The organism is Streptomyces tirandamycinicus, from assembly GCF_003097515.1.
Classification (GTDB): domain Bacteria; phylum Actinomycetota; class Actinomycetes; order Streptomycetales; family Streptomycetaceae; genus Streptomyces; species Streptomyces tirandamycinicus.
In genome coordinates this window covers 6552856-6578759 of record NZ_CP029188.1, presented here as the reverse complement: position 1 = coordinate 6578759, position 25904 = coordinate 6552856, and the positions used below count along the sequence as shown (strand labels likewise).

Annotated in this window: 21 protein-coding genes and 1 pseudogene; 7 read left to right on the top strand and 15 right to left on the bottom strand. The window is 73.1% G+C overall.

The genetic code is table 11. The features are described 5' to 3' along the window. Nucleotides 1-14: 14 nt before the first annotated feature. From DDW44_RS28410 to DDW44_RS28395, 4 genes are all read right to left on the bottom strand, one after another. Nucleotides 15-536, bottom strand: a complete 522-nt coding sequence (locus DDW44_RS28410; RefSeq protein WP_017947266.1) for a tetratricopeptide repeat protein — start codon at nt 534-536, stop codon at nt 15-17. Between the two features lie 122 nt (nt 537-658). Next, entirely contained in the window at nt 659-2830 is a 2172-nt protein-coding gene (locus tag DDW44_RS28405) for a putative bifunctional diguanylate cyclase/phosphodiesterase (protein WP_206307396.1), read from the bottom strand. Further along, the gene (locus DDW44_RS28400; RefSeq protein ID WP_108908256.1) at nt 2830-3642 is read right to left on the bottom strand and encodes an SAM-dependent methyltransferase; all 813 of its coding nucleotides are present in this window, start codon (nt 3640-3642) and stop codon (nt 2830-2832) included. The genes DDW44_RS28405 and DDW44_RS28400 overlap by 1 nt, the downstream gene beginning before the upstream one ends. A 224-nt stretch (nt 3643-3866) precedes the next feature. Beyond that, nucleotides 3867-4865, bottom strand: a complete 999-nt coding sequence (locus DDW44_RS28395) for an SCO0930 family lipoprotein (RefSeq protein ID WP_018891679.1) — start codon at nt 4863-4865, stop codon at nt 3867-3869. A 206-nt stretch (nt 4866-5071) separates the two neighbouring features. Between DDW44_RS28395 and DDW44_RS32260 the strand changes: the two genes are divergently transcribed. From DDW44_RS32260 to DDW44_RS28380, 3 genes are all read left to right on the top strand, one after another. Further along, a complete protein-coding gene (locus DDW44_RS32260; protein WP_244224136.1) occupies nt 5072-5602 on the top strand; it encodes a hypothetical protein in 531 nt (176 codons plus the stop codon). 15 nt (nt 5603-5617) lie between these two features. Next, nucleotides 5618-6382: a bestrophin-like domain gene (locus DDW44_RS28385; protein WP_018891680.1), complete on the top strand. Its 765-nt coding sequence runs from the start codon at nt 5618-5620 to the stop codon at nt 6380-6382. 189 nt (nt 6383-6571) lie between these two features. After that, nucleotides 6572-7126 carry a hypothetical protein gene (locus DDW44_RS28380; protein ID WP_018891681.1) on the top strand — a complete coding sequence of 185 codons (555 nt, stop codon included), beginning with the start codon at nt 6572-6574 and terminating at the stop codon, nt 7124-7126. A gap of 252 nt (nt 7127-7378) precedes the next feature. Here the strand turns inward: DDW44_RS28380 and DDW44_RS33660 are convergent. Further along, nucleotides 7379-7651: pseudogene (locus DDW44_RS33660) on the bottom strand (hypothetical protein); the annotation flags it as partial. Nucleotides 7652-8786: 1135 nt separating this feature from the next. On the opposite strand from DDW44_RS33660, the gene DDW44_RS28370 reads away from it, so the two are divergent. Then, entirely contained in the window at nt 8787-9380 is a 594-nt protein-coding gene (locus DDW44_RS28370) for a class F sortase (protein ID WP_108908255.1), read from the top strand. 193 nt (nt 9381-9573) lie between these two features. On the opposite strand, the gene lysX is transcribed toward DDW44_RS28370, so the two are convergent. Then, entirely contained in the window at nt 9574-12885 is a 3312-nt protein-coding gene (gene lysX / locus DDW44_RS28365; RefSeq protein WP_018891682.1) for a bifunctional lysylphosphatidylglycerol synthetase/lysine--tRNA ligase LysX, read from the bottom strand. Between the two features lie 367 nt (nt 12886-13252). On the opposite strand from lysX, the gene DDW44_RS28360 reads away from it, so the two are divergent. Together DDW44_RS28360 and DDW44_RS28355 are read left to right on the top strand one after the other, a co-directional pair. After that, the gene (locus DDW44_RS28360) at nt 13253-13795 is read left to right on the top strand and encodes a sigma-70 family RNA polymerase sigma factor (protein ID WP_017947275.1); all 543 of its coding nucleotides are present in this window, start codon (nt 13253-13255) and stop codon (nt 13793-13795) included. A 314-nt stretch (nt 13796-14109) separates the two neighbouring features. After that, nucleotides 14110-14625 carry a hypothetical protein gene (locus DDW44_RS28355; RefSeq protein ID WP_108908254.1) on the top strand — a complete coding sequence of 172 codons (516 nt, stop codon included), beginning with the start codon at nt 14110-14112 and terminating at the stop codon, nt 14623-14625. Nucleotides 14626-14780: 155 nt separating this feature from the next. Here the strand turns inward: DDW44_RS28355 and DDW44_RS28350 are convergent, their stop codons facing one another. The 6 genes from DDW44_RS28350 to DDW44_RS33285 form a co-directional block, all read right to left on the bottom strand. Next, a complete protein-coding gene (locus tag DDW44_RS28350; protein WP_017947277.1) occupies nt 14781-15992 on the bottom strand; it encodes a sensor histidine kinase in 1212 nt (403 codons plus the stop codon). Beyond that, complete coding sequence (locus DDW44_RS28345) at nt 15989-17722, bottom strand: sodium/solute symporter (RefSeq protein ID WP_108908253.1); 1734 nt, start codon at nt 17720-17722, stop codon at nt 15989-15991. The genes DDW44_RS28350 and DDW44_RS28345 overlap by 4 nt, the downstream gene beginning before the upstream one ends. Before the next feature lie 22 nt (nt 17723-17744). Further along, nucleotides 17745-18125, bottom strand: coding sequence for a membrane protein (locus DDW44_RS28340; RefSeq protein WP_026281934.1), 381 nt, complete (start codon nt 18123-18125; stop codon nt 17745-17747). Nucleotides 18126-18423: 298 nt separating this feature from the next. Beyond that, nucleotides 18424-18603 (bottom strand): DUF6480 family protein, encoded by a 180-nt coding sequence (locus DDW44_RS28335; protein ID WP_108908252.1) that lies wholly within the window; start codon nt 18601-18603, stop codon nt 18424-18426. Nucleotides 18604-18978: 375 nt separating this feature from the next. Then, complete coding sequence (locus tag DDW44_RS28330) at nt 18979-19845, bottom strand: LytR/AlgR family response regulator transcription factor (protein WP_108908251.1); 867 nt, start codon at nt 19843-19845, stop codon at nt 18979-18981. Nucleotides 19846-19855: 10 nt separating this feature from the next. Then, complete coding sequence (locus DDW44_RS33285) at nt 19856-20263, bottom strand: anti-sigma factor family protein (RefSeq protein WP_279634820.1); 408 nt, start codon at nt 20261-20263, stop codon at nt 19856-19858. Between the two features lie 182 nt (nt 20264-20445). On the opposite strand from DDW44_RS33285, the gene DDW44_RS28315 reads away from it, so the two are divergent. Continuing rightward, nucleotides 20446-21174: an anti-sigma factor family protein gene (locus DDW44_RS28315; protein WP_108908250.1), complete on the top strand. Its 729-nt coding sequence runs from the start codon at nt 20446-20448 to the stop codon at nt 21172-21174. Here DDW44_RS28315 and DDW44_RS28310 read toward each other — a convergent pair. The 3 genes from DDW44_RS28310 to DDW44_RS28300 form a co-directional block, all read right to left on the bottom strand. Beyond that, nucleotides 21167-22030, bottom strand: a complete 864-nt coding sequence (locus tag DDW44_RS28310) for an Fpg/Nei family DNA glycosylase (RefSeq protein WP_108908249.1) — start codon at nt 22028-22030, stop codon at nt 21167-21169. The two genes, DDW44_RS28315 and DDW44_RS28310, sit on opposite strands and share 8 nt — an antisense overlap. A 282-nt stretch (nt 22031-22312) precedes the next feature. Further along, nucleotides 22313-23710, bottom strand: coding sequence for a wax ester/triacylglycerol synthase family O-acyltransferase (locus tag DDW44_RS28305; protein WP_108908248.1), 1398 nt, complete (start codon nt 23708-23710; stop codon nt 22313-22315). Between the two features lie 111 nt (nt 23711-23821). Then, the gene (locus tag DDW44_RS28300) at nt 23822-25894 is read right to left on the bottom strand and encodes a SpoIIE family protein phosphatase (RefSeq protein WP_017947285.1); all 2073 of its coding nucleotides are present in this window, start codon (nt 25892-25894) and stop codon (nt 23822-23824) included. Between the last annotated feature and the right edge of the window lie 10 nt (nt 25895-25904).

The following is a 25904-nucleotide window of genomic DNA, read 5'->3' as shown; positions in this document are numbered from 1 at the left end:
CGGGGGTCGCGGGCTCAGTCGCCCGGCTCGACCAGCAGTCGCGCGTACTCGGCCATCGAGCGCCGGTAGCGGGGCAGATGGGGCGCCAGCGCACCCAGCACCAGCGACAGTCCCTCCCGTTCCCGGCCGAGGTTCGCGAGGCACAGGGCGAGGGTGGCGCGGACGGCGTCGTCGAGTTCGTCCGAGGGCGCGTCGAGTTCCGGCTCGAGCAGGGCGACGCCCTCCTCGGCACGGCCGACGTTGCGCAGCGAGCTCGCCAGCTGGATCCTGGCGCGGCGGCCGCGGTAGCCGACGAGTCCCCGTCGCAGCGCGTCCTGGTACAGGGCCACCGCGTCACCGGGATGGCCCGTCGAGTCGAAGGCGCAGGCCCGCTCGAAGGGCCCCACCGGGCCGTCCCCGGGCAGTTCGGCCACGAGCGCGTCGACCGCGGCACGGAACTCCGCCTCCCGCCCGGCCGCCGCGTGGTCGTCGAAGGCGGCCCAGAGGGCCGCGAGTCGCTCTTCCCAGTCCGGGGTGATCCCGCGCTCCTCGTCCATGCCGTTCACCCTGGCCCCTGGCAGGCCCGTTCGGCAACCGCCCTGGGCCTCCGCGGGCTTGGTGCGGAGGGCGGCGGCCGGTCTCCCGGTGGGGCGCCGGCCCGGCACCCACGCGCCGCCGGCTACACCGCGTCCGCGAGCGACAGCGCGTGCAGCCGGTCCGGCGGGCCCGGCCGGGCGTAGTACCAGCCCTGGGCCGTGTCGCAGCCCAGCTCGCGCAGTTGCTCGGCCTGTACACCGGTCTCCACGCCCTCCACCGTCACCGCCAGCTCCAGGCTGTGGGCCAGCGAGACGATGCCCTCGACGATCTTCCGGTCGACCGGGTCCGCCGGATGCTGCTGCATGCCCTGCGTGAAGGAGCGGTCCAGCTTGAGCACGCTCACCGGGAGCCGCCGCAGATTGGCCAGGTTGGAGTAGCCCGTGCCGAAGTCGTCGAGCGCGATGTCGACGCCCATCTCGGCGAGTTGCCGCAGCGGTTTGAGCAGGTCCTCGTCCGCCCCGATCAGCGCGGACTCGGTGAGCTCCAGGCACAGCGCGCCGGGCGGGAGGCCCGAGCGCTCCAGTACGTCGACGGTGTCGGCGACCAGACCCGGGTGGTGCAGCTGGGTCGGGGAGAGATTGACGTTGATCCGCAGCGGCGGTGCGGAGCCGCCCGGTTCGGCCTGCTCGTGCCAGGCGCGCGCCTGCCGCACGGCCTCCTGGAGGACCCAGCGGCCGAGCGGCACGATCAGCCCGGTGTGCTCGGCGAGCGGGATGAAGTGGTCCGGTCCGAGGACTCCGTGCTGCGGGTGCGACCAGCGCACCAGCGCCTCCGCCCCGTGCACCCGGCCGTCGCCGAGGTGCACCAGCGGCTGGTACTCGATGAAGAACTCGCCCCGCTCCAGGGCGGCCGGGAGCGCCGTGGTCAGCCCGTGCCGGGTGATCGCGCGGGCGTCGGCCTCCGGGTCGGAGAACTCGAAGCGGTTCCCGCCCGCCGACTTGGCCCGGTACATGGTGATGTCCGCGCTGCGCAGCACTTCCGCCGAGGTGCGTTCCCCGGCCGGCCCCTCGACGATCCCGATGCTGCCGCGGACGATGATCTCCCGCCCGTCGAGGGTGATGGGCGCGGCGAGCGCGGCGAGGATCCGGGCGGCGAGCTCGCTCGCCTCGCGCTGGGTCTCACGGCCGGTGGTCAGCGCCACGAACTCGTCGCCGCCGAGCCTGGCCACCATCTCGCCGGGCGCCGTGGCGCAGCTCTGCAACCGGTCGGCGACCTCGACGAGGAGTCGGTCGCCCGCCGAGTGGCCGAGGCTGTCGTTGATCGCCTTGAAGCCGTCGAGGTCGAGGTAGCAGAGCCCGAATCGGGCCCCCTCACCTGCGGCCAGCGCCTTCTCCAGCCGCTCGAAGAACAGGGTCCGGTTGGGCAGCCCGGTGAGCGCGTCGTGGGTCGCCTCGTACCTCAGCCGGAGGTTGAGCAGCCGCCGTTCGGTGGTGTCCTCCATGAGCGCCAGCTGGTACTGGGGCACGCCGTCGGCGTCCCGCAGCAGCGAGACGGTGAGATTGGTCCAGAGCACCGTGCCGTCGTTGCGGTAGAAGGGCTTCTCGACGCGGTAGTGCTCGCGTTCGCCGCGTACGAGTTCCTCGTACATGTTCCAGGTCAGCGGGCGGTCCTCCGGGTGCGCCCATTCGTTGACCTTGCGGCCGCGGACATGGTGCTCCAGTCCGCCGAACATCCGGGTCAGCGTGTCGTTGACCTCCAGGACGTTGCCGTCGAGGTCGGCGATGCCGATGCCGATGGCGGCGTCCTCGAACACGGCGCGGAAGCGGGTCTCGGTGGCGTGCAGGGCCTCCATGGCCACGCTGCGTGCCGCCAGCGCCGAGCGGGCGATGGCCTCCTGCTCGGTGAGGGTGCGCTCGCGCAGGGCGAGGGCGTATCCGGCGGCGAGCGCGTGCTGCAGCCTGGCGCAGCGGGCCCGGCTGTCGTCGGCCGACTCCTGGCCGCTGCCGCAGTACAGGACCAGGTAGGCGTCGACGACGCCGAGCGTACGGCTGAGGGCGTCCGGGTCCGTGCAGTGGGCGTCGACGAGTGCGCCGCCGACCCGCTGCGCGGCCGCGGGGTCGAACGGGCGGGTGTGCAGCGCCTCGCTCAACTGCCGGGCCAGCGGCAGCAGATGCTCCTCGAATTCGGGACGGGTCAGCGACGTGGCCGTGACCGGGAAGATCGCCCGGCTCCAGATGGTCGCGAACCGGCTGAGTCTGTCCTCCAGGTCGTCCGGGCCACCCGCGTCCGAGCCCGCTGCCTGCGACGGCGTCATCACGCCTTGCGCCCCACCCCTGCGTACCCGGAGAACGCGTATGGGTCCTCCTGCGCGGCCGGGGTCTCGGGCCGCCAGTCCGGCATCGACACCAGTCCGGGCTCGACCATCTCGAACCCGTCGAAGAACCGGGCGATCTCCTCGCGCGAGCGCATCACCAGCGGGTTGCGGATGTCCTTGTAGACCCCGACGGCGCCGCCGGCCTGCTCCCTGGGCAGCGGGATGCCCTCGTACGAGGCGTGGGTGACGACGACCAGGCTGCCGGGCGCGAGCGCGTCGCGCAGCGCGGCGACGGACCGCCCGGGGGCGTCGGAGTCCTCCAGGAAGTGGAGCACCGCGACGAGCAGCAGGGCCACGGGCCGTTCGAGGTCCAGCAGCCTGGTGGTCTCGCCGTCGGCGAGGATGTCCGCCGGCTTGCGCAGGTCCGCCTGGACGATCCCGGCTCCGTCGTTGCCCTCCAGCACGGCCCGGCTGTGGGCGACGGCGACCGGGTCGTGGTCGACGTACACGACCCGCGCCCCGGGGTCGGCCTTCTGCGCGATCTCGTGGGTGTTGCCGAACGTCGGTATGCCGGAGCCCACGTCCAGGAACTGGCTGACGCCCTCGCTCACGGCGTAGCGTACGGCACGGCGCATGAAGGCCCGGTTCGCCTGCATGATCTTGGGCAGGCCCGGCATGAACTGCATGGCCTTCCGGGCGGCTTCACGATCGACCTCGAAGTTGTGCGAGCCGCCCAGGTAGTAGTCGTAAATGCGGGACACGCTCGGCACCGAGATGTCGATGCCGGGCGGGGCCCAGGCGGGACGCTCCATTGATGTCTCCAACAAGTCGCCACGGGTAAACCGCCATTCTCATGGCAGGTGTTCGAGCCGAGGCTACTGATCGCCCGCCAAGAGAGCGAGCAGAAACGGAAATTAACGGTCCGTTCTTGGTCACACGCCACCGGCACGTGCTGGTATGAACCACCGCAAACAGCCGGCCCGCCGCACGCGGGGGGCGTGGCGGCGGGCCGGTGGCCGGGGCGCGGCGTGGGGACTTAACCGGGCGCCCCGACCGGCTTGCCCTGGGGCGACACGGCGAACCAGGTGCCGCCCACTCCCTGCCCGTTGGTGTCACCGGGCTTCTTGTCGCCCGCGAACGTGTAGATCGGCTGGCAGTCGATGGTCTGCTGCTTGATTCCGTCGGGCCGGTCGAAGGTCACAAAGCCCTTCTTCAGAATGCCGGCGGTGTCGTTCACGTTCACCGGGGCGATGACCGGCCACTTCTCCAGGCACGCACCCGTGCAGGCGGTCTTCATCGGCCAGGCGGAGTCCTTGGTGAAGGCGTAGGCGGTCATTCCGTTCTTGTCCACGACGATCTCGCCGAGCTTCGGGTCCTTGCGAACGGAAAGGCCCGCGAGGTCCGCCGGCTCCCCGCCCGCGTCCTCCGCGGACTCCTCGCCACCGGACTCCTCGCCGCCGCCCCCGCCGAGCGCGGCCTTCTTGCCGTCGGGCGCCGAGGCGAACCAGGTGCCGCCGACACCCTGGCCGTTGGCGTCGCCGGGCTTGGCGTCCTTGGCGTAGCGGTACATCGGCCAGCCGCCGACGGTGAGCTGCTTGGTGCCATCGGCACGGGTGACCGAGCCGATCAGCGAGGCGTCGGTGCCGGGAGCGGGAGTCACGTCGCCCGCGGCCACCACCGGCCAGGCCTGCGCGCAGTCGCCGTTGCAGTTCGACGTCACCGGGTCGACGGAGTCCTTGTCGAAGCGGTACAGGGTCATCCCCTCGCCGTCGGTGAGCACCTCGCCGAGCTTCTTGCTCTCCCACACGGCGAGCTGGCCCGCCGTCCTGGGCTTGGCGTCCGCCGCACCGGCGCCCGCGGCACCACCGCCGTAACCCGATCCGTAGCCGCTGTTGGCGGCCGGCTGCCCGGCAGGGTTGACGGCTCCGACGGCCTGGCCGTTCGGCTGCGTCCCCGTCTCCTGACCGCACGCCGTCGTCAGCGCGAGTACGGCCGCCGCGGTCACCGCGAGCGAGGCGTTCCGCCAGGTCTTCATGTCAACTCCCGTAGCCCGGTGTCCGTTGTGGCGCCTTGGTGCGCCGTTCACGGCCCTAGGTACGCGCGGGGAGGCGGGGAGTGTTCAACGGCCTGCGGAGAAAATCTTCACGGCGCCTCAAACCCGATTCTCGGACAACCCCTCCATCAGGCGAATCGCCTCCCGTCCGGGCGTGTCCGGGCCGGTCGTGGATCAGGCTCACCGGCGTGTACGGATCGATCGTCGCGCGGCTGCTGTCGGCCGCCGCACTCACCTGGCTGCTGACGGCACCGCTGCCCGCCGCCGCCGACTCCTGCTCGTACGCCTCGATCGGCCCCGGTGGGCCGAACGGGCCGGGCTCCGCGGTCGCCATCGCCGGCGGCGTCCACTGCACGGCGGGGCCGGTCCCCGTTCCCGAACCGCCACCACCACCCCCCGCACCGCCGCCACCACCTCCCCCGCCGCCACCACCGCCACCACCGCCGCCCGAACCACCACCTCCGCCCCCTCCCCCGCCTCCCGCCCCGCCCCGGATCGAACAGGCTCCGCCACCACCACCGCCACCACCACCGCCACGACCGGCGCCGCCGGCGAAGGCCCGACCGGCACCGCCGCGGCCCACCCCGGTCGCCCTCCCCCACTACCGCAGACCCCAGCGCGAGGAACCGCGGGGCGGCCCCTCGCTGGTCTCCCTCACGCTGCTGGTCACCGCACCCGCCGTGCTCGCGGCGGCGTTCCTTCGTCCCCGATCCCGCTAGTTCCCGGAGGTTCACTTGTCGGAGTGGGTCGTACTGTCCCTCGCCATGGCCGCGGCGTGCGCGGTCGTCCTCGCCATCACCGTCATCAACCATCGACGGGTCGGCGAGGACGACGACCCCTCGCAGACGCCTGACGTCATCGAGTACATGACAATGATGATCGGCGTCGTCTACGCGATCGTGCTCGGCCTGGCCATCGCGGGCGTCTGGGAGGCGCGCGGCGCGGCGGAGGACTCGGTACGTCACGAGGCCCAGGCACTGCACGAGGTGAGCGCGCGCGCCGAGGTCTACCCCGCGGAGGCGCGCGAACGCATCCGGGACAGCGTCGACGCCTATGTCTCGCACGTCGTGCACGTCGAGTGGCCCCATATGGTCGAGAAGGGCGAGCTGACCGCGAAGGGCACACGGCTGCTGGAGCAGGTGCGCAGGGACGTGACGGACTACGTGCCGAGGAACGACCACGAGGGCCAGGCGTACCAGCCGCTCGTCGACCAGGTGGCGGCGGCCGACGACGCCCGTGGCTCCCGGGGGCAGGGCGCCGAGGCCACGATGCCCGGCGTGGTGTGGTTCGGCCTGGTGGCGGGCGCGGTGGTCACCGTCGGCCTGATCTTCACCCTGCAGATCCGCCGGACGTTCCGGGAGTTGCTGCTGGCCGGTCTCTTCAGCGCGCTGATCGCGTTCCTGCTCTTCCTGATCTGGGACTTCGACGCGCCGTTCGGCAGGGGCCCGTCGGCCGCTCCCGGAGCGTTCACGGCGCTCTTCCCGCACACCCTCGGCTGATCACGGCACCTCGGGTGGCGCAAGCGGGGCAACCCCCCGGTGCGCCACCCGGGGGACAAGCATGCCCCATTCGTCCGCCTGAGATCGCGGGGGCGAAGGGGCACTTCTAGCGTTTCGGTCATCGAGGTGCATTCCCTGCCCTTGTGGAAACCCTTCCGCAACTGCTCCTCGGGGACCCGGAGGATAGCCATGCGCGCGATACCCGTCGCGTCCGCCGCTCTCATGGGAGCGGCCGCCCTCGCTCTGACCCTTCCCACCGCGGCGGCGGACACCGCCGACGGCGCCGGCGGCAGCGTCCGCAAGCAGCCGTTCTCGTTCGCCGTCACCCCCTCGACCGTCGCACCGGGCGGCACGGTGACGCTGGGCGTGTCCGGCTGCGGCACCACGGCCACGGCCTCGTCCGGCGTGTTCGACACCGTGACGATCCCGCCGCGCCAGACCGCCACGGCGAGGGTCGACCTGGACGCACGGCGCGGCGCCGTGTACTCGGTCCAGTTCACCTGCAACAACCAGACCGGCACCACGGATCTCACGATCTCCGGCGGTGGCGCGGCGACGCCGACCACCCGATCCACCAGCACGGCCGCTCCCCGGCCCCAGCCCCAGGGCGTCAAGGGCGGCCTGGGCGGCAGCATCGGCGGCATGAACGCCGTGGAGATCACGGCAGGTGTCGGGCTCGTCCTGGCGGCTTCCGGTGGCGTCGTCTACGTGGTGCGCCGGCGCTCGGGCAGCCGGCTGCACTGACGCTCCCTCTCGCCGCCGGCGCATCGTCGCCGGCGGCGATCTCTTTGGTGCCGGCCTTGTTGGTGCCGGTCCTGTTGGTGCCGGCGATCTCGTTGCCGGCCCGTCCCGTTCGACCGTTCCACAACCGCCAACGCCCGTCGCCCCGGTTCCTTGATCAGGACTCGGGGCGACGGGCGTTGGCGCGGTTGACCGGCCCGACCGGCAGGCCGGCAGGCCCGGTCCGGTCGGGCCCGACCGGACCGATCGGGCCGGTCAGGCCTCTCCGCCGCTGATGCCGCGGCGGCGCCGGAGGAGGTAGACGGCACCACCGACGGCCGCCGTGGCGACAAGACCGCCGCCCACGGCCATCTCGGTGCTGGAGGGACCCTGCGAACCACCGAGACCACCCTGGGCACCGCGGCCCGAGAGCACGATGAAGGTCCGGGTCGCGATCCGGTTGCTGTCGTGGCACCGGATGGCCAGGTTGTACTGGCCCGGGGTCGCACGGTCGAAGATGCGGGCGGTGGCGACGGCGACACCCTGACCGCCCCGGAAGTCGTTGAAGCCGCCGCGGTCGTTGCGCCGGTTGTCGTGGTGACCGCCCTGGTCGCGACGGTTGTTGTCGTTGCGGCCGTCGTTGCCGCGGCCGTTGTTGTTGCCGCCCTGGTCGCGACGGTTGTCGTTGCCACCCTGATCGTTGCGGCCGTCGTTGTTGCCCCGGCCGTTGTTGTTCCCACCCTGGTCACGGCGGTTGTCGTTGCCACCCTGATCGTTGCGGCCGTCGTTGTTGCCCCGGCCGTTGTTGTTCCCACCCTGGTCACGGCGGTTGTCGTTGCCACCCTGATCGTTGCGGCCGTTGCCGTTGCCGCCCTGGTCCTGACCGTTCCCGTTGCCGTTCCCGTTCCCGTTCCCGTTCCCGTTGCCGTTGCCGTTGCCGTTCTGGTCCTGACCGAAGGCGTTCCCGCCCCCGCCCTGGTCCTGACCGTTGCCGTTGGCGTTGCCGTTGCCGTTCGGGTCCGGGTTGACCTCTTCACCCGCCCGCTTGCCGCTCGGGCCGTAGTACCCCCCGTAGCCGAAGCTCAGGTTGGCGGCGGGGAAGGCGTTGGACGACACCGTGCCGCCGCGGTGGCAGCCGTCGACGAGGATGGTCAGCGTCGAGCCCTGGTGGACCTCGGACGGGGAGAGACGGACATTGCCCGGGCCGTGGCCACCCCCGGTGGAAGTGGCGGCGACCACGGGAGAAGTGGCGCCCATGGCCGCACACGCGGTGATCGCCACCGCGACAGCGCGTGAAGCACGCATGGTTGAACCTCCATCGGAGGTGCGCCCCGGAACGGTGCTCCGGAGATTTCGACGAGAACGCCCTCCATGACGAACCCTCACCGGGTTGCACACCCGTCGCATTTCGGGACTCGTCCACCCCGGTGAGCGACACGCCGGGAGGAGCAGCCCGAACCTGACGGAGTCGCAGGTCACGGACTGTCAGAGGTTTTGCCGGACTGTCTACTCATATGGGTCACCCCGAGTGGCCGTACCACCCGTTCGCCCCTCCCAGGTCGCGCCCTCCAGCTCATCTGCTTAGCGTGCGGGCAGACGATGAGATGGGAGAGCCATGCGCCGGCAGGAGTTCACGGGGTCGGATTCGAGGAGACGCTCCCCTTGGGGCGTCCTGGCCCTTGTCATGCTCACAGGACTCGCCCTGGTGCGGAACGGGGTCGACGTCGGCATGGGGCCGCCCCAGCCCGCTGTGGCGGCGTCGCTGGACGACGTGCGCGCCAACCAGGACTCCGTTCCCCTGCCCGGTACCGTCGAGCCGCTGCCGTACGCCCCGGCGTCGCGGATCGCCATTCGGGCCGTCGGCGTGGACGCGCCCATCGTCGACGTGGGGCTCGACGCCAACGGCTGGATCGAGGCCCCACCGGCGCAGGACACCAATCTCGCCGGCTGGTACCAGAACGGCATCGCCCCCGGCCAGCAGGGCACCGCCGTGGTCGTCGGCCATGTCGACAACGCGGGCGGGCCCGCCGTGTTCTACGGGCTCGGCTCGATGCAGAAGGGCCAGCACGTGGAGGTGACCCGCTACGACGGCCGTGTGGCGGTCTTCGAGGTGTACGGCGTCGAGGTGTTCTCCAAGAACAACTTCCCCGGCGCCCGGGTCTACGGCGACACCGGCACGCCCGAGCTGCGCGTGATCACCTGCGGCGGCGGCTACTCGCGCGGCACCGGCTACGACGGGAACGTCGTCGTCTTCGCCCGTATGGTCGCCACGCGCTGACGCCGGGCCCCGGCCACCTCCTCCACCCGCCGGGCCGAGCCTGCGGCGCTCCCGGGCCTGCCGCGCCCCGGGTCTGCTCCCGGGCCCCGGCCCTCCCGGACGCGGGCTGCTGCTCGGTGCTGCCGGTGTCGCCGGCGTTCCCGGACGGCGTTCCCGGCGTTCCCGGACGCGGGCGGCGCTCCGTCCCGCCGCGTCAGTGGCGGCGCACCAGCGGGAACGGCAGGGTCTCGCGGATGGTCAGGCCGGTCAGGAACATCACCAGCCGGTCCACGCCGATGCCGAGCCCTCCGGTCGGCGGCATGGCGTACTCCAGGGCGTCGAGGAAGTCCTCGTCGAGCTCCATCGCCTCGGGGTCCCCGCCGGCCGCGAGCAGTGACTGGGCGGTGAGCCGGCGACGCTGCTCGACGGGGTCGGTCAACTCGGAGTATGCCGTGCCCAGTTCGGTACCGAAGGCGACGAGGTCCCAGCGCTCGGCGAGGCGCGGGTCACGGCGGTGCTGGCGGGTCAGCGGAGACACGTCGGTCGGGAAGTCCTTGTAGAAGGTGGGCAGCAGGGTCTTCTCCTCGACCAGCCGTTCGTACATCTCCAGGACCACGTCGCCGCGGGTGTCGTCGGGGCCGTGCGGCACTCCCGCGAGGTCGCAGAGGCTTCTCAGCCGCTCCTCGCCGGTGTCGGCGTCGACCTCCTCGCCGAGCGCCTCGGACACCGCTCCGTACAGGGTCTTGACGGGCCAGGCGCCGGAGATGTCGTGGACGGCGAGCGTGCCGTCGGGGCCCTTCCGGTGGGCGACGGGGGCGCCGAACGCGGCGACGGCCGCGCCCTGGATGAGCTCGCGCGCCAGGTCCAGCATCACGTCGTAGTCGGCGAACGCCTGGTACGCCTCCAGCATCGTGAACTCGGGGTTGTGCTTGTACGACACACCCTCGTTGCGGAAGGTGCGGCCCATCTCGAAGACCTTCTCCATGCCGCCCACGCACAGCCTCTTGAGGAACAGCTCCGGCGCGATCCGCAGGTACAGGTCCATGTCGTAGGCGTTGATGTGCGTGGTGAACGGGCGGGCGTTGGCGCCGCCGTGGATCTGCTGGAGCATCGGGGTCTCGACCTCGAGGTAGCCGCGGTCGAGCAGCCCCTGCCGCAGGGCCTGGACCGCGGTGGAGCGGGCCCGGACGACGCTGCGGGCGTCGGGGCTGGTGACCAGGTCGAGATAGCGGCGGCGCACCCGTGCCTCGGGGTCGGCCAGCCCGCGGCGCTTGTCGGGCAGGGGGCGCAGGCACTTGGCGGTGAGCTGCCAGGCGTCGGCGAAGACGCTGAGTTCGCCCCGGTCACTGGCACCGATCTCGCCGGTGGCGGTGACGTGGTCGCCGAGGTCGACGTCCGCGGAGAAGGCGGAGAGCACCTCGGGGCCGGAACCGTCGCGGGTCAAGGCGATCTGGAGGTCGCCGGACCAGTCGCGGAGCACGGCGAAGACGACCCCGCCGAAGTCGCGTACGGCCATGACCCGTCCGGCGACCGTGGCCCGTTCACCCGTGCGGGCGCCGGCCGGCAGGTCCGGGTGGGCGGCGCGTACGGCGGCGAGCGGGCCGGTACGCGCGGCGACGCCCACCGGGTACGGGTCGACACCCTGCTCGCGCAACCGTTCGAGTTTGCGGTGGCGGATGCGCACCTGCTCCGGCAGCCGGCGCTCCCCCATGGGCCGTACGCTGTCGGGCCCGGCGAGTTCGAGCGTGTCGAGCGGCGGGAGTTCCTTGGTGCCCGCGACCGGTCCGGCGACGTCCCCGCGCGGCCGGCCGTTGCCCCAGCGCTTGCGCAACCGGGGCACGGAGACGAAGCCCTCGGCGATCGCGGAGGCGAGGCCGATGCGGGCGAGCGCGCCGGCGTCCCCGTAGCAGAGGAAGCGCGGGTACCACACGGGCTGGTACTTGACGTTGGAGCGGTACAGCGCCTCCAGCTGCCACCACCTGGAGAAGAACAGCAGCAGCCTGCGCCAGAGCCGGAGGACCGGCCCCGCGCCGATCCTGGCGCCCTCCTCGAACACGGACCGGAAGACGGCGAAGTTGAGGGAGATCCGGCGCACACCGAGTTGCGGGGCCTCCGCGCACAGCTCGGCGACCATGAACTCCATGATCCCGTTGGGCGCGTGGTCGCGGTCCCGGCGCATCACGTCGAGCGAGATCCCGTCGCGTCCCCAGGGCACGAAGGAGAGCAGGGCGATGAGGTCCCCGTCGGCGTCGAGGGCCTCGACGAGCAGGCAGTCGCCGTCCCCGGGGTCGCCGAGCCGGTCCAGGGCCATGGAGAAGCCGCGCTCGGTCTCGGTGTCCCGCCAGGCGTCGGCGCGGTCGATGATCTGTTTCATCTCCTCGGCGCCGAGGGCGGAGTGGCGGCGGATACGGGTGGTCGCCCCGAGTCTGCGGACCCGGCCGACGGCCTGCCGGGTGACGCGCATGTCCCGGCCGTTCAGGTCGAAGCGGTCGACGTGCAGGATCGCCTCGTCACCGAGCTGGATGGCGCCGAGCCCGGAGCGGGCGTAGGCACGGGCGCCGTCCTCGGAGGCGCCCATCACGGCGGGCGCCCAGGCGTAGCGGCGGGCGACGTCCAGCCAGGTCTCGATGGCGGGGGTCCACGCCTCCGTGTCCCCGACGGGGTCTCCGCTGGCGAGGGCCACGCCTGCCTCGACGCGGTAGGTGACGGCGGCCTTGCCGTTGGGCGAGAACACGACGGCCTTGTCGCGGCGGGTGGCGAAGTAGCCGAGCGAGTCCTGGGAGCCGTAGGCGCCGAGCAGGGCCCTGATCCGGGGCTCCTCGTCGCCGTGCAGGGCGGCCTCCATCCGCTGGGAGCGGAACAGGGTACGGGCGGAGTTCAGCAGCGCGAGCGCACCGAACAGGCCGAGGAGGAAGAAGAGGGCGCGGGGCGGGGTCCCGTCGAACTGGGCGTTGGAGACGAGCCCGCCGAGCACCCGGTTGGCGGCCCACACCAGCCGCTGCCCCTGCGGGAGGTCGTTGGGGAACAGCTCCACGAGCGCCCAGCCGACAAGGACGGCCAGCACGATCCCGAGGACGAGCACGAGCAGGGCGTGCCGCAGGGCGCCGCGGCGGGTCAGCGCGTAGAACTCGCCACGGGCGGCGAAGAGCACCCCGAGGGCGATCAGGCACAGGACGAGGTTGGGGATCCAGGACCAGTCCCGCAGCAGGGCCAGGGTGAGGACGTCGGTGAGGACGAGCAGGGCGAGATAGGCGACGACGAGCCACCACGCGGCCTTCTTGCGCGCACCGATCGCCGCCGCCAGCAGCAGCAGGAAGACGGCATAGGCCAGGTTGGCGCTGACGGGCACGGCGACCAGGTCGAGGAACGCGGAGACCGGGCTCAGCAGTCTGCGCAGGGGGGCGATGAGCGCGATCACCGCGCAGTACACCCCGAGCAGGGCGAAGAACATCGCGAAGGCGCCCGGCACCCTGGCCGCGAGACCGCTCCGGGCGCCGGTCCCACGCTCCGCCACGCTGATGCTCATGTTCCGCACTCTAGGGAGGCCGCCGCCGGGCCGCCTGTCGGGCGGGGCTCGGGGGCCGGGATGTGGGGCCCGCGGCGCCGGACCCGGGGCGCGGGGGGTACGGGCGTGCGGACCACGGGGCGGGGGCCCGAGATCCACAGGGGCGCCCGCTGGACCGGTAACGATGGCAGTGGCCGGGTCCGGTCAACCGTTCGGCGCACCATTCGCCGCTTTGTGCGACCGCTCGTCGCACACCCTTGTGTGGCGCCTGTCCCTCCGCCCGCCGATGCGTTCGTATACGCCACGAGGCACACACCACCGAATGCTCGGAGCACCGAGCTCTCCGAGCACCGAACTCTCGGAAGACCCTGCGGGAAGGGAGCCGACGATGGCGACGGCGACGGCGACGACCGACGAGCGGGCCCTGGCGGAGCTGCAGCGCGAACACGGTCCCGCCCTGCTGAGCTTTCTCGTCGGCCTGACCTACGGGGACCGGCAACGCGCGGAGGACCTGCTGCAGGAGACCCTGCTGAGGGCCTGGCAGCACCCGGAGGCGTTCGACGCGCCCTACGAGTCGATGCGGCCCTGGCTCTTCACCGTCGGCCGCCGGCTGGCGATCGATGCGCGCCGGTCGCGGCTCGCGCGGCCGGCGGAGATCGCGGACGGTGTCCTGTCCGCGACGCCGGACCCTTCCGACGTGACGGATCGCGCGGTCGCCGCGGTCGACGTGCGGGCCGCGGTCAGGTCGCTGAGCCCGGAGCACCGTGCCGTGCTGGTGCAGATCTACTTCCAGGGCCGCAGTGTGGCCGAGGCCGCGAGGGCTCTCGGCATTCCGCAGGGCACCGTGAAGTCCCGCTCGTACCACGCGCTGCGTGCCATGGCCCGGAGTCTGCCCGGCTACAGCGGGAGGCCGCTCCCCTCGGCGGCCTGAGGCGTGCGGCACCGACGGTGCGCGCTGCGGGACGGGAGGGCGACCGGCCACGGGCGGGACCGGAAGGCGACCAGCCGCGGGACGAGAGGGCGACCAGCCGCGGGCGGGACGGGGAGGCGACCGCGCGCGGGCGAGAAACTTCCGTCCCCGCATCCTCACGGGACATCTGTTCTCCCTGGTGCCACGCGCTCGGCCCGACCGGATTCGAAACCGCCCGCCCAAGTTGAGTAAAGAGGAGCCGTGACGCGTGTCTTGGGGTGGAGGCTCGTCGTCGAGACCCATGCCCGAACACGTCCGGGGAGAAGGTGGAGTGAGTGCGGCCCGAGAGTACGAACGGCACCAGCGGAGGCGGTCTGGCGGTTCCGATGGCCTGGCTGTGCGCCGAGTTCCTGGCCGACCAGGTGCTGCGCACCGGCGGTCTGGTGGAGCCGGGTTCGCTGGAGTACAGAGCCGGCCGGGAGACACTGGCGCTGACGGTCTACCTGTGCGGCGCCGAGGACTGCCCGGCCAGCGTGCTCACGGCGTCCCGGCTGGACGAGTGGCTGTCCGTCACGGCGTACGGGCACCCCTGGCAGGAGTGGGTACGCGACCGGATGGCCGAGCGGGAGTCGGTCGACCTCCCCGGGACCGACCCGGATCTCGAACTGGCGCGGGCTTCGTGGGGCTGGCTGGAGCGGACCGAGCTGCTCGCCGCCGACCTCGGGGACGACGCCGACCCCTGGCACCCGGCCCTTCCGGTGGACCCGGCCGCCTGCGAGAACGCCCAGGTCTGGACCCCGGCCTGGCGGCTGGGGCTTCCGCTGGGCCATCTGGCCGTCCACCTGTACTGACCTGTACTGACCTGTACTGACCGCGCAGCGGCGGTGCGCCGCCGCGGCCACCGTCCCCTCACGATCGGCCTCGGCCCCCGACCCCGGTGACCGCTTCCGCCGGCCACCGCTCGCAGCCCCGGCGCGGGCCCGTCCCGCGCACCCGGGTTCCGGGCTCAGCCCGCGCCGGGGTGACTGTGCACGCCCGCGCGGTACTTGGGAATCCGCACGGTGATCTTCATGCCTGCTCCGACCCCTGTCTCGATGACCAGCCCGTGGTCGTCGCCGTACACCTGACGCAGCCGCTCGTCGACGTTGGAGAGACCGATGCCGGTGGGGCGGTCCGCCTCCCGTGCGAGGATCCGCCGCAGTTCGGCCGGGTCCATCCCGACACCGTCGTCCTCGATGGTCACCACCGCCTCCGAGCCCGCGTCCCGGGCGGAGAGGGAGACCCGGCAGATGCGTCCCGCGTCCTCCATCCCGTGCTTCACGGCGTTCTCGACGAGCGGCTGGAGGCACAGGAAGGGCAGAGCGACCGGGAGGACTTCGGGCGCGATCTGGAGGGTCACCTTCAGCCGGTCGCCGAAGCGGGCCCCGGCGAGGGCCAGGTACTGCTCGATGCAGCGCAACTCGTCGGCGAGATGGGTGAAGTCGCCGTGCCGGCGGAAGGAGTAGCGGGTGAAGTCGGCGAACTCCAGGAGGAGTTCCCGCGCCCGCTCCGGGTCGGTACGGACGAAGGACGCGATGGCCGCGAGCGAGTTGAAGATGAAGTGCGGGGAGATCTGGGCCCGCAGGGCACGGATCTCGGCCTCGATGAGCCGGGTGCGGGAGCGGTCGAGCTCGGCCAGTTCCAGCTGGACGGAGACCCAGCGGGCGACCTCGGTCGCCGCCCGTACCAGAACCGCCGACTCCGCCGCACCGTACGCGACGAGCGTGCCGAGCACGCCCTCCTCCCCCGTCAGCGGGGCGATCACCGCCCAGCGGAGCGGGCACTCCGGGTCGCCGCAACCGGTGCGGACGCTCTGGCTGCGACCGGACTCGAGCACCTCGCCGACCCGGCGCATCACCCGCTCCTGGTGGTGGTCGGCGCCGATGCCGTCCCAGGCCAGGACGGTCTCCCGGTCCGTGAGACACAGGGCCCGGGTGCCGAGCAGCGAGCGCAGCCGGCGGGTGGCCTTGCGCGCGGTGTCCTCGGTGAGCCCGGCGCGCAGCGGGGGCGCGGCGAGCGAGGCGGTGTGCAGGGTGTGGAAGGTGGCCCGCTCGACCGGGGTGCCCAGGTCGGGTCCGGATCCCGCGGCGCGGCGGGCGGTGACGCGGCCGAGGGCGAAACCGGCGGCGAGCAGTACCGCCGCGGCGGCGCCGAGTGCGGCCAGCGCGGTGCCGGTCATCGCCGGGCTCCTTCGGACGGGGGCCGGCCGGCGAGGTCTTCCGGCAGATGGAGGCGGGTGAGGATGGCCGCGGCGCCGGGGGGCGTGTGCCGGGGGGTCGCCAGCGACACCACGATCATGGTGAGGAATCCGAGCGGCACCGACCAGACGGCCGGCCAGGCCATGAGGGTGTGCGGCCAGCCCTCGGGGGCGAGTCCCGCCCGGGTCGCCATGACGGCGGTCAGCGCGGCGCCGCCGCCGGTGACCAGTCCGGCGGCGGCGCCCGGCGGGGTGAGCCGGCGCCACCAGATGCCGAGGACGAGCAGCGGGCAGAACGAGGACGCCGAGACGGCGAAGGCCAGTCCGACGGCGTCGGCGACGGGCACGTTGGTGGCGACGACGCTGACGGCGAGCGGCACCGCCATGGCGAGGACGGTCGCGAGCCGGAAGTGCCGTACCCCGCGCGACGGCAGGACGTCCTGGCTGAGGACTCCGGCGACGGACATGGTGAGTCCGGACGCGGTGGACAGGAAGGCGGCGAACGCGCCGCCCGCGAGGAGCGCGCCGAGCAGATCGCCCGTGAGTCCGCCGACCATCCGTTCCGGCAGGACGAGTACGGCGGCGTCGGCGTCGCCGGTCAGGGCGAGTTCGGGGGCGTAGATCCGGCCGAGGGCCCCGTACACCGGAGGGAGCAGGTAGAACGCGCCGATCAGGCCGAGGACCACGAGGGTGGTGCGGCGCGCCGCACGGCCGTTGGGGCTCGTGTAGAAGCGGACGGCGACGTGCGGCAGGCCCATGGTGCCGAGGAAGGTGGCGAGGATCAGGCCGTAGGTGGCGTAGAGCTGGTAGCCGTCACGGCCGCCCGCGAGCGGCTGGGACCAGCCGGCGGGGTCGGCGCCGGTGGATGCGCGTTCGGGTATGTGCGAGCCCGGGGGGAACGTGAGCGTGGTGCCCGACTCGACACGGTGGGTGCCCTGGTCGAGGGTGGTCCGCCGCCCCTCGTGGCGGATGCCGTCCACCGTGCCGGTCACCGCGACGGTCAGCGGGGCGTCCAGGTCGATGCGTACGGTGTCGTCGACGCGGACCTCGGTGTGCTGGCGCAGCACGGCGGGCGCGTCGAATCGTGCGCGTGGCGCGTCGTCGCCGGCCCAGGCGGCGACCAGGAACAGTGCGGGGACCAGCAGGGCCGTGAGCTTCAGCCAGTACTGGAACGCCTGTACGAAGGTGATGGAGCGCATGCCGCCCGCGGCCACGGCGCCCGTGACGACGACGGCGACGAGGAGGCCGCCGAACCAGTCGGGCGCGCCGGTGAGGATCTCCAGGGTGAGTCCCGCGCCTTGGAGCTGCGGCAGCAGGTAGAGCCAGGCGATACCGACGACGAACAGGCTGGCGAGGCGCCGTACCGCGGGCGACTCCAGCCGTGCCTCGGCGAAGTCGGAGAGGGTGTACGCGCCCGAGCGGCGCAGCGGGGCGGCGACGAGGACGAGCAGGACGAGATAGCCGGCGGTGTAGCCGACCGGGTACCAGAGCATGTCGGGGCCCTGGAGGAGCACCAGTCCCGCGATACCGAGGAAGGATGCGGCGGAGAGGTACTCGCCGCTGATGGCGGCGGCGTTCAGCCCGGGTTTGACGGTGCGTGAGGCGACGTAGAAGTCGGAGGTCGTCCGGGAGATGCGCAGGCCCAGGGCGCCGATGAGGACGGTCGCCAGCACCACGCAGGTCACGGCGGCAACCGCGTAGGTCTGGTTCACCGGTCGTCCCCCACTGGCGTGCTCAGCGGCCCTCGACCAGGCCGGTGAAGTCCTCCTCGTTGCGTTCGGCCCGGCGGACGTACCAGCGGGCGGTCAGCCACATCAGGGGGTAGACGCCGACACCGAGCACCGCCCAGACGAACGGCTGGGGCGAGGAGAAGGAGCCGAGGACGGCCGCGGGGAAGGCGAAGAGCAGGGGGAGCGTGCCGACGAGGAGGGCGAGCGCACCCAGCGCGTACAGGGCGGCGCGCAGCTGGCTGCGCATCAGGGAGCGCACGTAGACGGTGCCGATGGGGGTCTGCTCGCTGATCTCCGAGCGTGCGGGGGCGTGGCCGGGGCGGCGGCGGGCGCCGCGTGGCACTCCCGTGACGACTTCGCGGCGGGGTGGCTGTCCTGCAGACATCGGCGTCCGCTCCCGGCGTTCTCTCGACGGCTCGTGCGGGCGGGCCGCTCGCTGCGACGAACGGCCTTTCCGCAGGGGTCCATGGAGTCTACGCAGGTGGGGTGAGGGGGTACAGGCCGGTGGTCGCGGCACGTTCTCGGCACGGTCCCGGCACGGGCCGGGGGCGCAGGTCGGCGTGGGGCCGGTGGCGCGGGTCGGCCGGTGCGAGCGGCCGGGCGGGCCGGGAGGCAGGCAGCCGGGCGGGCCGGGAGGGGGGCTGCGCGTGCGGGCCGGGAAGCGGGGCTGCGCGTGCGGTCCCTCAGAGACTGAGGGCCCAGCCGATGAAGAGGGCCGCGAAGATCACGCTGCACGCCACGATCAGCGACAGGATGATCACTGGATGCTCCCAGATTCCGCCGTCCGGACGTTCCTGGTGCGCCTCGGCGATGGACGCCTCCACGGGCGGTGTCTCCTGCGGGGGTACGCGTCGGTCGGTCATCGTTCTCTCCCGTCGCTCACGACTCCGGGGGTGCCGTGCCCCCGCGGTCCCCGTCGCGCAGGGGCGGCGGGCGGGGGCTCTTCCGGGGTCCGGCCCTCCGCGGCGGTGCGGACTCGCCGTGTGGTGCGGGACCGGGTTCCGCGGGGACCGGGTGGTTTCCACTATGCGGCGATCCGCCCCGGGGCGGGGACCCGCGTCGTCGGTGCGTCGATTCGCCTCGGCGGCATGCGGTGCGCCGGGGCGGCGTGCGGTACGCCTGGACGATCGTCGGCGACGGGCCCGGAGGCGAGGGCGGGCTGGCGCGACGGGCCAGGGCCCGGGGCGGGGGCGGGCTGGCGGGCTGGCGGGGGCCACTCGACCGGAGCCTGCGGGCGGTCAGCCCGGGGCCCGGCGCATCAGCAGATCCCGCAGCTGACGGGCGTGGCGGCGGCTCACCGCGAGCTCGGCAGTGCCCACGCGGACGGACGTGGCGCCCCCGTCCAGGCGGAGTTCGTCGATGCGCCCCAGAGCGACGAGGTGGCTGCGGTGTATCCGGACGAAGCCGCGGGACGCCCACCGCTCCTCGAGCGTGGAGAGCGGGATGCGGACGAGATGGCTGCCCTCGGGCGTGTGCAGCCGTGCGTAGTCGCCCTGGGCCTCGACGTAGGTGATCTCGTCGATCGGCACGAAGCGGGTCACGCCGCCGAGTTCCACGGGAATCTGCTCCGGCGCGCTCCCGGGAGCGGTGGATCCGGTGACCAGGGGGCCGGAGACGGGCCCGGTCCGGTGGGCGGCCGGCCGGCCCGACCCGGCACCGGCGCCCTCGGCCGCGCCCCCGGCCGCCGCGGGGGACTGCCGGGCCCCGCGTGCGGAGATGGTCAGATCGCAGACCCGGCGGACGGCTTCGGCGAGCCGCTCCCTGCGCACCGGCTTGAGGACGTAGTCGACGGCCTTGAGGTCGAACGCCTGCACGGCGAAGCCCTCGTGGGCCGTGACGAACACGATCAGCGGAGGTCGGGTGAACTCCGAGAGCAGCCGGGCCATGTCGAGCCCGGTGAGCCCCGCCATGTGGATGTCGAGGAAGACGACGTCCACGCCGCCCTCGCCGTCCGGGCCCGCGTCCAGCGCCCGGCTGATGCGACGCAGCGCCTCGGTGGCGTCGGTGGCACCGTCCGCGCTGCGCACCCGCGGGTCGGAGCGCAGCAGGTAGAGCAGTTCCCCGAGGGCCGGCTTCTCGTCGTCTACCGCAAGTACGCGCAGCATGCTGCGGATTCTAGTTCCGGCCGGTCCCACGGCCATTCCTGCCGGTCCCACCGCCATTCCTGCCGGTCCCACCGCCATTCCGGCCGGTCCCACCGCCATACCAGTCGGCGTCACCGACTCCACCGACTCCATCGGATCCACGGACTCCGCCGGATCCGCCGTACCAGTCCGTCCCGTTCGTCCCGATCGCCCCGCCGCCGATCGCGTCCTCCTCGGCGCACGCCGCCCGCAGCGCCTGGGCGTCCGCCATGCCGAGGTACACGGCGCGGCAGCGGCCGCAGTGGGTGAGGTGACCGGCCACCCGGGCCTCCTCCTCGGGGACGAGTACACCGAGCACATACGCACCGAGCAGCGGCTCCACATGAGGACTGCCCGCGGGGCGCCCGGTCATACGGAAGCCCGAGTTTCCACCGTTCACCCACTCATTCTGCCGGGCTTCTCCACAACTCCGCGCCACGGCCCGCACCACCGCATCTCCGGTCGCACTTTCCCCTTCCGACGCTGAGCACGCCACGGCTCCGCTGCGTATTCAGGGACGACACCCACGGTGCGTACGACGCGTATGGACCGTTCGTAGCCGCCGAGCCGAAGGATTGGTCCATGAATCTGCGGGAGCAGCACCGGGCCGTGGCCGCCTACGCGCTGGGCGTCCTCGACCCCGCGGACGCCTTCCGCTTCGAGGAGCATCTGTCGGAATGCGGCCTCTGCGCCCTGCGGCTCTCCGACTTCGCCCCGGTCGCGTCGGCGCTGGGTGCTCTCGCCGGGCCCGGCCGTCCCGACGAGCCTCCGGCTCCGCGCCTGCTGGAGCGCCTTCTCCACGAGGTCGCGGCCCGGCGCAGGCGCGGTTCGCGCCGGCGGCTGCGACTGGTGGCCGCGGCGGCCGCGCTGGTCGTGACACTGCCCGCGATGGCGGTGAGCCTGCTCCCGGGGAAGGCGGGTCCGGCCGAGGGCGGCCCCGACGAGCGGATCGCGGCCACGGACGGCGCCACCGGCGTGTACGGCGCGGTCGATCTGCGTTCCAAGGGCTGGGGCACCGCCGTGGCCCTGCGCATGGCGAAGCTGCCGGGGCCCAGGACCTGCCGGCTGGTCGCGGTCGGCAGGGACGGCAGGGAGTACCCCGTCACCAGCTGGTCGGTACCCCCCGGCGGGTACGGCACGGGCACCCCGGGGACGCAGGACGAGCTGGACATGGAGGTGGGGACGGCCCTGCAGCGGGACGAGATCGGCCACTTCGAGGTCCGTACCGAGAGCGGCGAGCACCTCGTGTCGCTCGACCGCCGGGCGTCGGCTCCGGACGGAAGCGCCCTGCGCCCGCGTACCGTCACTTGAGCAGCCTCGACAGCCTCCGGTCCGCGAGCGGCCTGCCGCCCGTCTGGCACGTCGGGCAGTACTGCAGGGACGAGTCGTGGAACGACACCTCGCGGATGGTGTCGCCGCAGACCGGGCAGGGCTCGCCGGTGCGGCCGTGCACCCTCAGCCCGCTCTTCTTCTCGGCCTTCAGCCGGCCGGCGGCCAGCCCCCGCGAGCGCTCGACGGCGTCCTCGAGCGTGGTGCGGATCGCCTCGTACAGCCCGGTGATCTCGTCCGCGCCGAGCTTCGAGGCGAGTTTGTACGGTGACATCCTCGCGGCGTGCAGGATCTCGTCGCTGTAGGCGTTGCCGATTCCGGCGATGAGGCCCTGGTCGCGCAGTGCGCCCTTGATCTGCCTCCGCTCCCCCGCGAGGAGCGCGGCGAGGGAGTCGCGGTCGAAGTCGTCGGCGAGCGGGTCGGGTCCGAGCCGGGCGACGCCGGGGATCTCGGCCGGGTCGCGCACCAGGTGGACGGCGAGCCGTTTCGTGGTGCCCGCCTCGGTCAGGTCGAAGCCGTCCCCGCCGGTGAGGGCGGCGCGCAGCGCCAGCGGTCCCTTGCCCGGACGGGGCACCCCGGACGGCAGGACGTCCCTCCACTGCAGCCAGCCCGCCCGGGCCAGGTGGAAGACGAGGTGCAGTCCGCCGCCGGTGCCGACGTCCAGGAACTTGCCGTGCCGCCGCACGGAGACCACCTCGCTGCCGTCGAGGGCGCCGAGCGGGGGGTCGTACGTCTTGAGCACACTGATCGCCACCGGCATCACCCGGGCGATCTCCTTGCCGACGAGGTTCTCGTCGAGGAAGTCCTTGAGCGCTTCCACCTCGGGCAGTTCCGGCATGGCTCCAGCCTGCCGCACCGGACCCGTCCGCGCAGGCCCGGCTCCGGTCCCGCACGGGTGCGGTTCGGGTCCGCCGGGCGCGCCGGGGAGGTCGCACCGGTCGGGCCGGTCGGCCGGTCGCCCCGGGTCCGATCAGTCGCGCCGGGCCGGTCGGGCCGGTCGGGCCGGCGAGATCCCGGCGGTGGTTCCCGGCGCCGCGTTCCGGGCGCCGTGTTCCGGTCGCCGGTCGCTCCACCGGCGACCGGCGAACCACCGGCAGAGCCCAGCCTCCGGCGCGGGACGCTAGCGGACCAGCTCGAGCAGCGCCGCCAGCTCCTCCTCGACCGCGCGGGCCAGCCGGTCCACGTCGGGCAGCGCCTTGCCGTCGGCGACCAGCCCGAAGTGCACCCGGCCGCCGTACGTCGACATCGCCACGGCGAGGGACTGGCCGCGGGCGAGCGGCGCCATCGGGTAGATCGCACGCAGCGGGCAGCCGCCGAGCGACAGTGCGGAGCGGGGCAGCGGCACGCTGGTCGCGAGCAGGTCGAACAGCATCCGGGCGGCGTTCCCGGCGAGGGGCGCCCCGAACCGGTGGGCGAGCGGCGGAAGCTGGTCGGCGAGCACGGCGACCGCACCCGCGCCGCGCAGCGGCCCGGCCGACTTGTTCCGGTCCATGCCGGCGCGGACCGCGTACAGCCGGGCCCAGGGGTCGGGTTCGGTGACGGGGAGGTCGAGCAGATACGCGGACAGCTTGTTCGCGGAGCCGGGCGGGCCGCCGGGGCGGCGCCTCGACACCGGGACGAGGGCGCAGGGGTCGGCGGCCGGCAGGGCGTCGCCCCGCTCGGCCATCCAGCGGCGCAGCGCCCCGGCGACGGTGGCGAGGAGGACGTCGTTCGCGGTGCCGCCGGCGACCCTGCGGACCTCGTGGACGTCGTCGAGGTCGAGCACCGATGTGGCGAGCCTGCGGGTGCCGCTGGAGCTGGCGCTGAGCGCCGCGCTGCCTCGCGGGTCGAGCCGGCCGGCCCGGGCGAGCGAGGCGCCCACCAGGGAGGCGCCGACGCCGACGGCCCGGCCCAGCTCCTCGATGCGGCCGCGGGCCATCCCGGCGACCTGCCAGGGACCGGGCAGCCAGGAGCGGGGCGGTACGGCCGCGGGGCTCCGGCCGGCCCGGCGGCCGTGCCTGCAGGCGCGTGCGGCGAGCGGCCCGGCGATCTCGTCGAAGATCCCGGCCCCGATGGCGACGGCCCGCATGCCGTCGGCGAGGGCGTGATGCAGCTTGACCAGGACGGCGAACGGGTCTCCCGGGCCTCCGGTGAGCAGGTACATCTCCCAGGGCGGCAGCCCCCGTTCGAGCGGGCGTTCCATCAGCTCCCCGGCGAGGGTGGCCGCGGACGCCGCGAAGTCACCCGCCGGCAGCCTGATCCGGCGCAGATGACGCCGTACGTCGAAGTCCTTGTCCGCGGTCCAGGCGGCACCGCCCACGGGCAGCAGCACGTCGCGGACGCGCATGCGCAGCCGGGGAATCGCCGAGGCGCGGGCCGCCAGCAGGGCGAGGATCTCCTCGCTGCCGGACGTGCCGGTACCGGCGTCCCCGGACTCGGGCGGGGCGAAGTACGCGAGCGCGCCGAGGTGCATCGGGTGGTCGGCGGACTCGAGGTGCCAGAAGGCCAGATCCAGGGGTGCCAGCAGCTTGGTGCTCAAGGGGGTCCTCATGTCCTAGGAGGGCCGGAACACAGGAATCAGCAGTCAATCGCCTGCGGTCGGTTACGGTCAAGTACAATCACGTTACATACGGTTACCGTCAGGTAGTCTTCAGGTTGCCGACCGGTCCGGGACGGTGAACTCGCACCACACGCACTTGCCGGTGCCGCGCGACTCCACGCCCCAGACGTCCGCCAGCCGGTCCACCAGCATCAGCCCCCGGCCGGAGACCCCGGCGTCCCCGGCCTCCCGCCGCCTGGGCAGGGCGCTGGAGGAGTCCTCGACCTCGGCCCGCAGCCGTCGTTCGGTGCCCGTCAGCACGCGTACGGTCACGATCGCCCCGCCGTCGGTGTGCATCAGGGCATTGGTGATCAGCTCGTCCGCGGCCAGCTCGATCTCGTCCGACCGGTCCGCGGCGCCCCAGGCCCGCACGGCGGCCCGGATCATGTGCCGGGCGGAGCTGAGCGCCTCGGGGTCGTTCTGGGCGACGTGCTGCTGCAACCGCCCCCCGGCGTGCGGGGCGTACGCGCCGCGGCGCTGGAGCAGCAGCAGGGCGACGTCGTCGTCGCCGCCCCGCTCGCCGACCTCCTCGCAGAGCTGGTCCGCGAGCATCTGGAGGTTCTTGGAACCGCCCCGGATCATGGTGGTGAGCTGCCGCATGCCGTCGTCGAGGTCGGCACCCGGCTGCTCGACGAGCCCGTCGGTGTAGAGCAACAGGGTCTGCCCGGGGTCGAGTTCCACGGTGGCGACGGGGTACTCGAGCCGGCCGAACTCGGCGGACAGCCCGAGCGGCAGCCCGCCCTCCACCGAGATCCGGCGGGCCTCGCCGCCGGAGTCGAGGAGCAGCGGGTCGACATGGCCCGCGCGGACCATCTGCACGACTCCGGTGGTGAGGTCGGCCTCCGCGTAGATGCAGGTCGCGAAGCGGTCGGTGTCGAGCTCGTGGAGGAAGACCGAGGCGCGGGCCATCACGGTCGCGGGGGTGTGCCCTTCGGCCGCGTACGCGCGCAGCACGATCCGCAACTGGCCCATGACCGCGGCGGCGTGGGTGTCGTGGCCCTGGACGTCGCCGATGATCGCGCCGACCCGGCCGCCGGGCAGCGGGATGACGTCGTACCAGTCGCCGCCGATGTCCCGGCCGAGGCGGGCCGAGCGGTAGCGCACCGCGATCCTCGCCCCGGGGACGGAGGGGATACGGCGGGGCAGCATGGCCTGCTGGAGTCCCTCGGCCAGGTCGTGCTCCTGCTCGAAGAGCATGGCCCGCTGCAGGCTCTGCGCGATGCTGCTGCTCAGCGCCACGAGCAGATTCCGCTCCTCGGTGGTGAAGCCGGTCTTCTCCCGGTAGAGCAGACCGAGCGCGCCGATCGGCCGGGCCTGGGCGATCAGCGGCATGTAGGCCGCCGAGGTGATGCCGAGTCCGCTGATGTGCGGCCAGAGCCGGGGGTAGGAGCCGGCGAAGTCCTCCTTGGACTCGATGAACCGGGGCACCAGGGTGCGGATGACCTCGCTCATCGGGTACTGCTCGTCGACCCGGGTGAAGCGGGTGCCGGGGACGAAGGAGCCCTCCGGTCCCTCCGCGACGAGGTGGATGCGGCCTGACTCCAGCAGCCCCATCACCAGGCTGGTGGCGCCGAGGTGCTCCAGCCCGTGCGAGTCCTTGAGCACGTCGATGACGTCGCTGACGGTCCTGGCGTGGGCGAGGGCGGCCGTGGTGCTCTCCACGACGCTGGTCTGGCGGCGGCGTTCGGCGTCGAGCTCGACCCGGGCGGAGGATTCCGCGAGCTCCCGGGTGGCGTCGCGGACGATGCCGATGATGCGGTGCGCCCGGCCGCCGGCATCGCGGAGCACCGACCCCTGGGTGTGCGTCCAGCGCAGGGTCCCGTTGCGGCAGCGGATGCGGAAGTACGCGCCGTAGTGGGAGCTGCCGTTCTTCAGCGCCTGCGAGACCAGCTCGTCCAGCCTGGCCGCCTCGCCGCGCGGGAAGCGCCGGGCGAGGCTCTCGGGGCGGCCGTCGTACTGGTCGGCGGGCGTGTCGAACACGTCGAGAGCGGGCTGATCGAGGTGCATCAGCCCGCTGTCGAGGTCCCAGTCGAAGCTGCCCATACGGTTGAGGGCCAGGCTCAGATCCGGGTTGGCGGGCCAGTCGTCGGGAAGCGACAGGGCCCCCGCTGCCCGATCAGCCATGGTGACACTC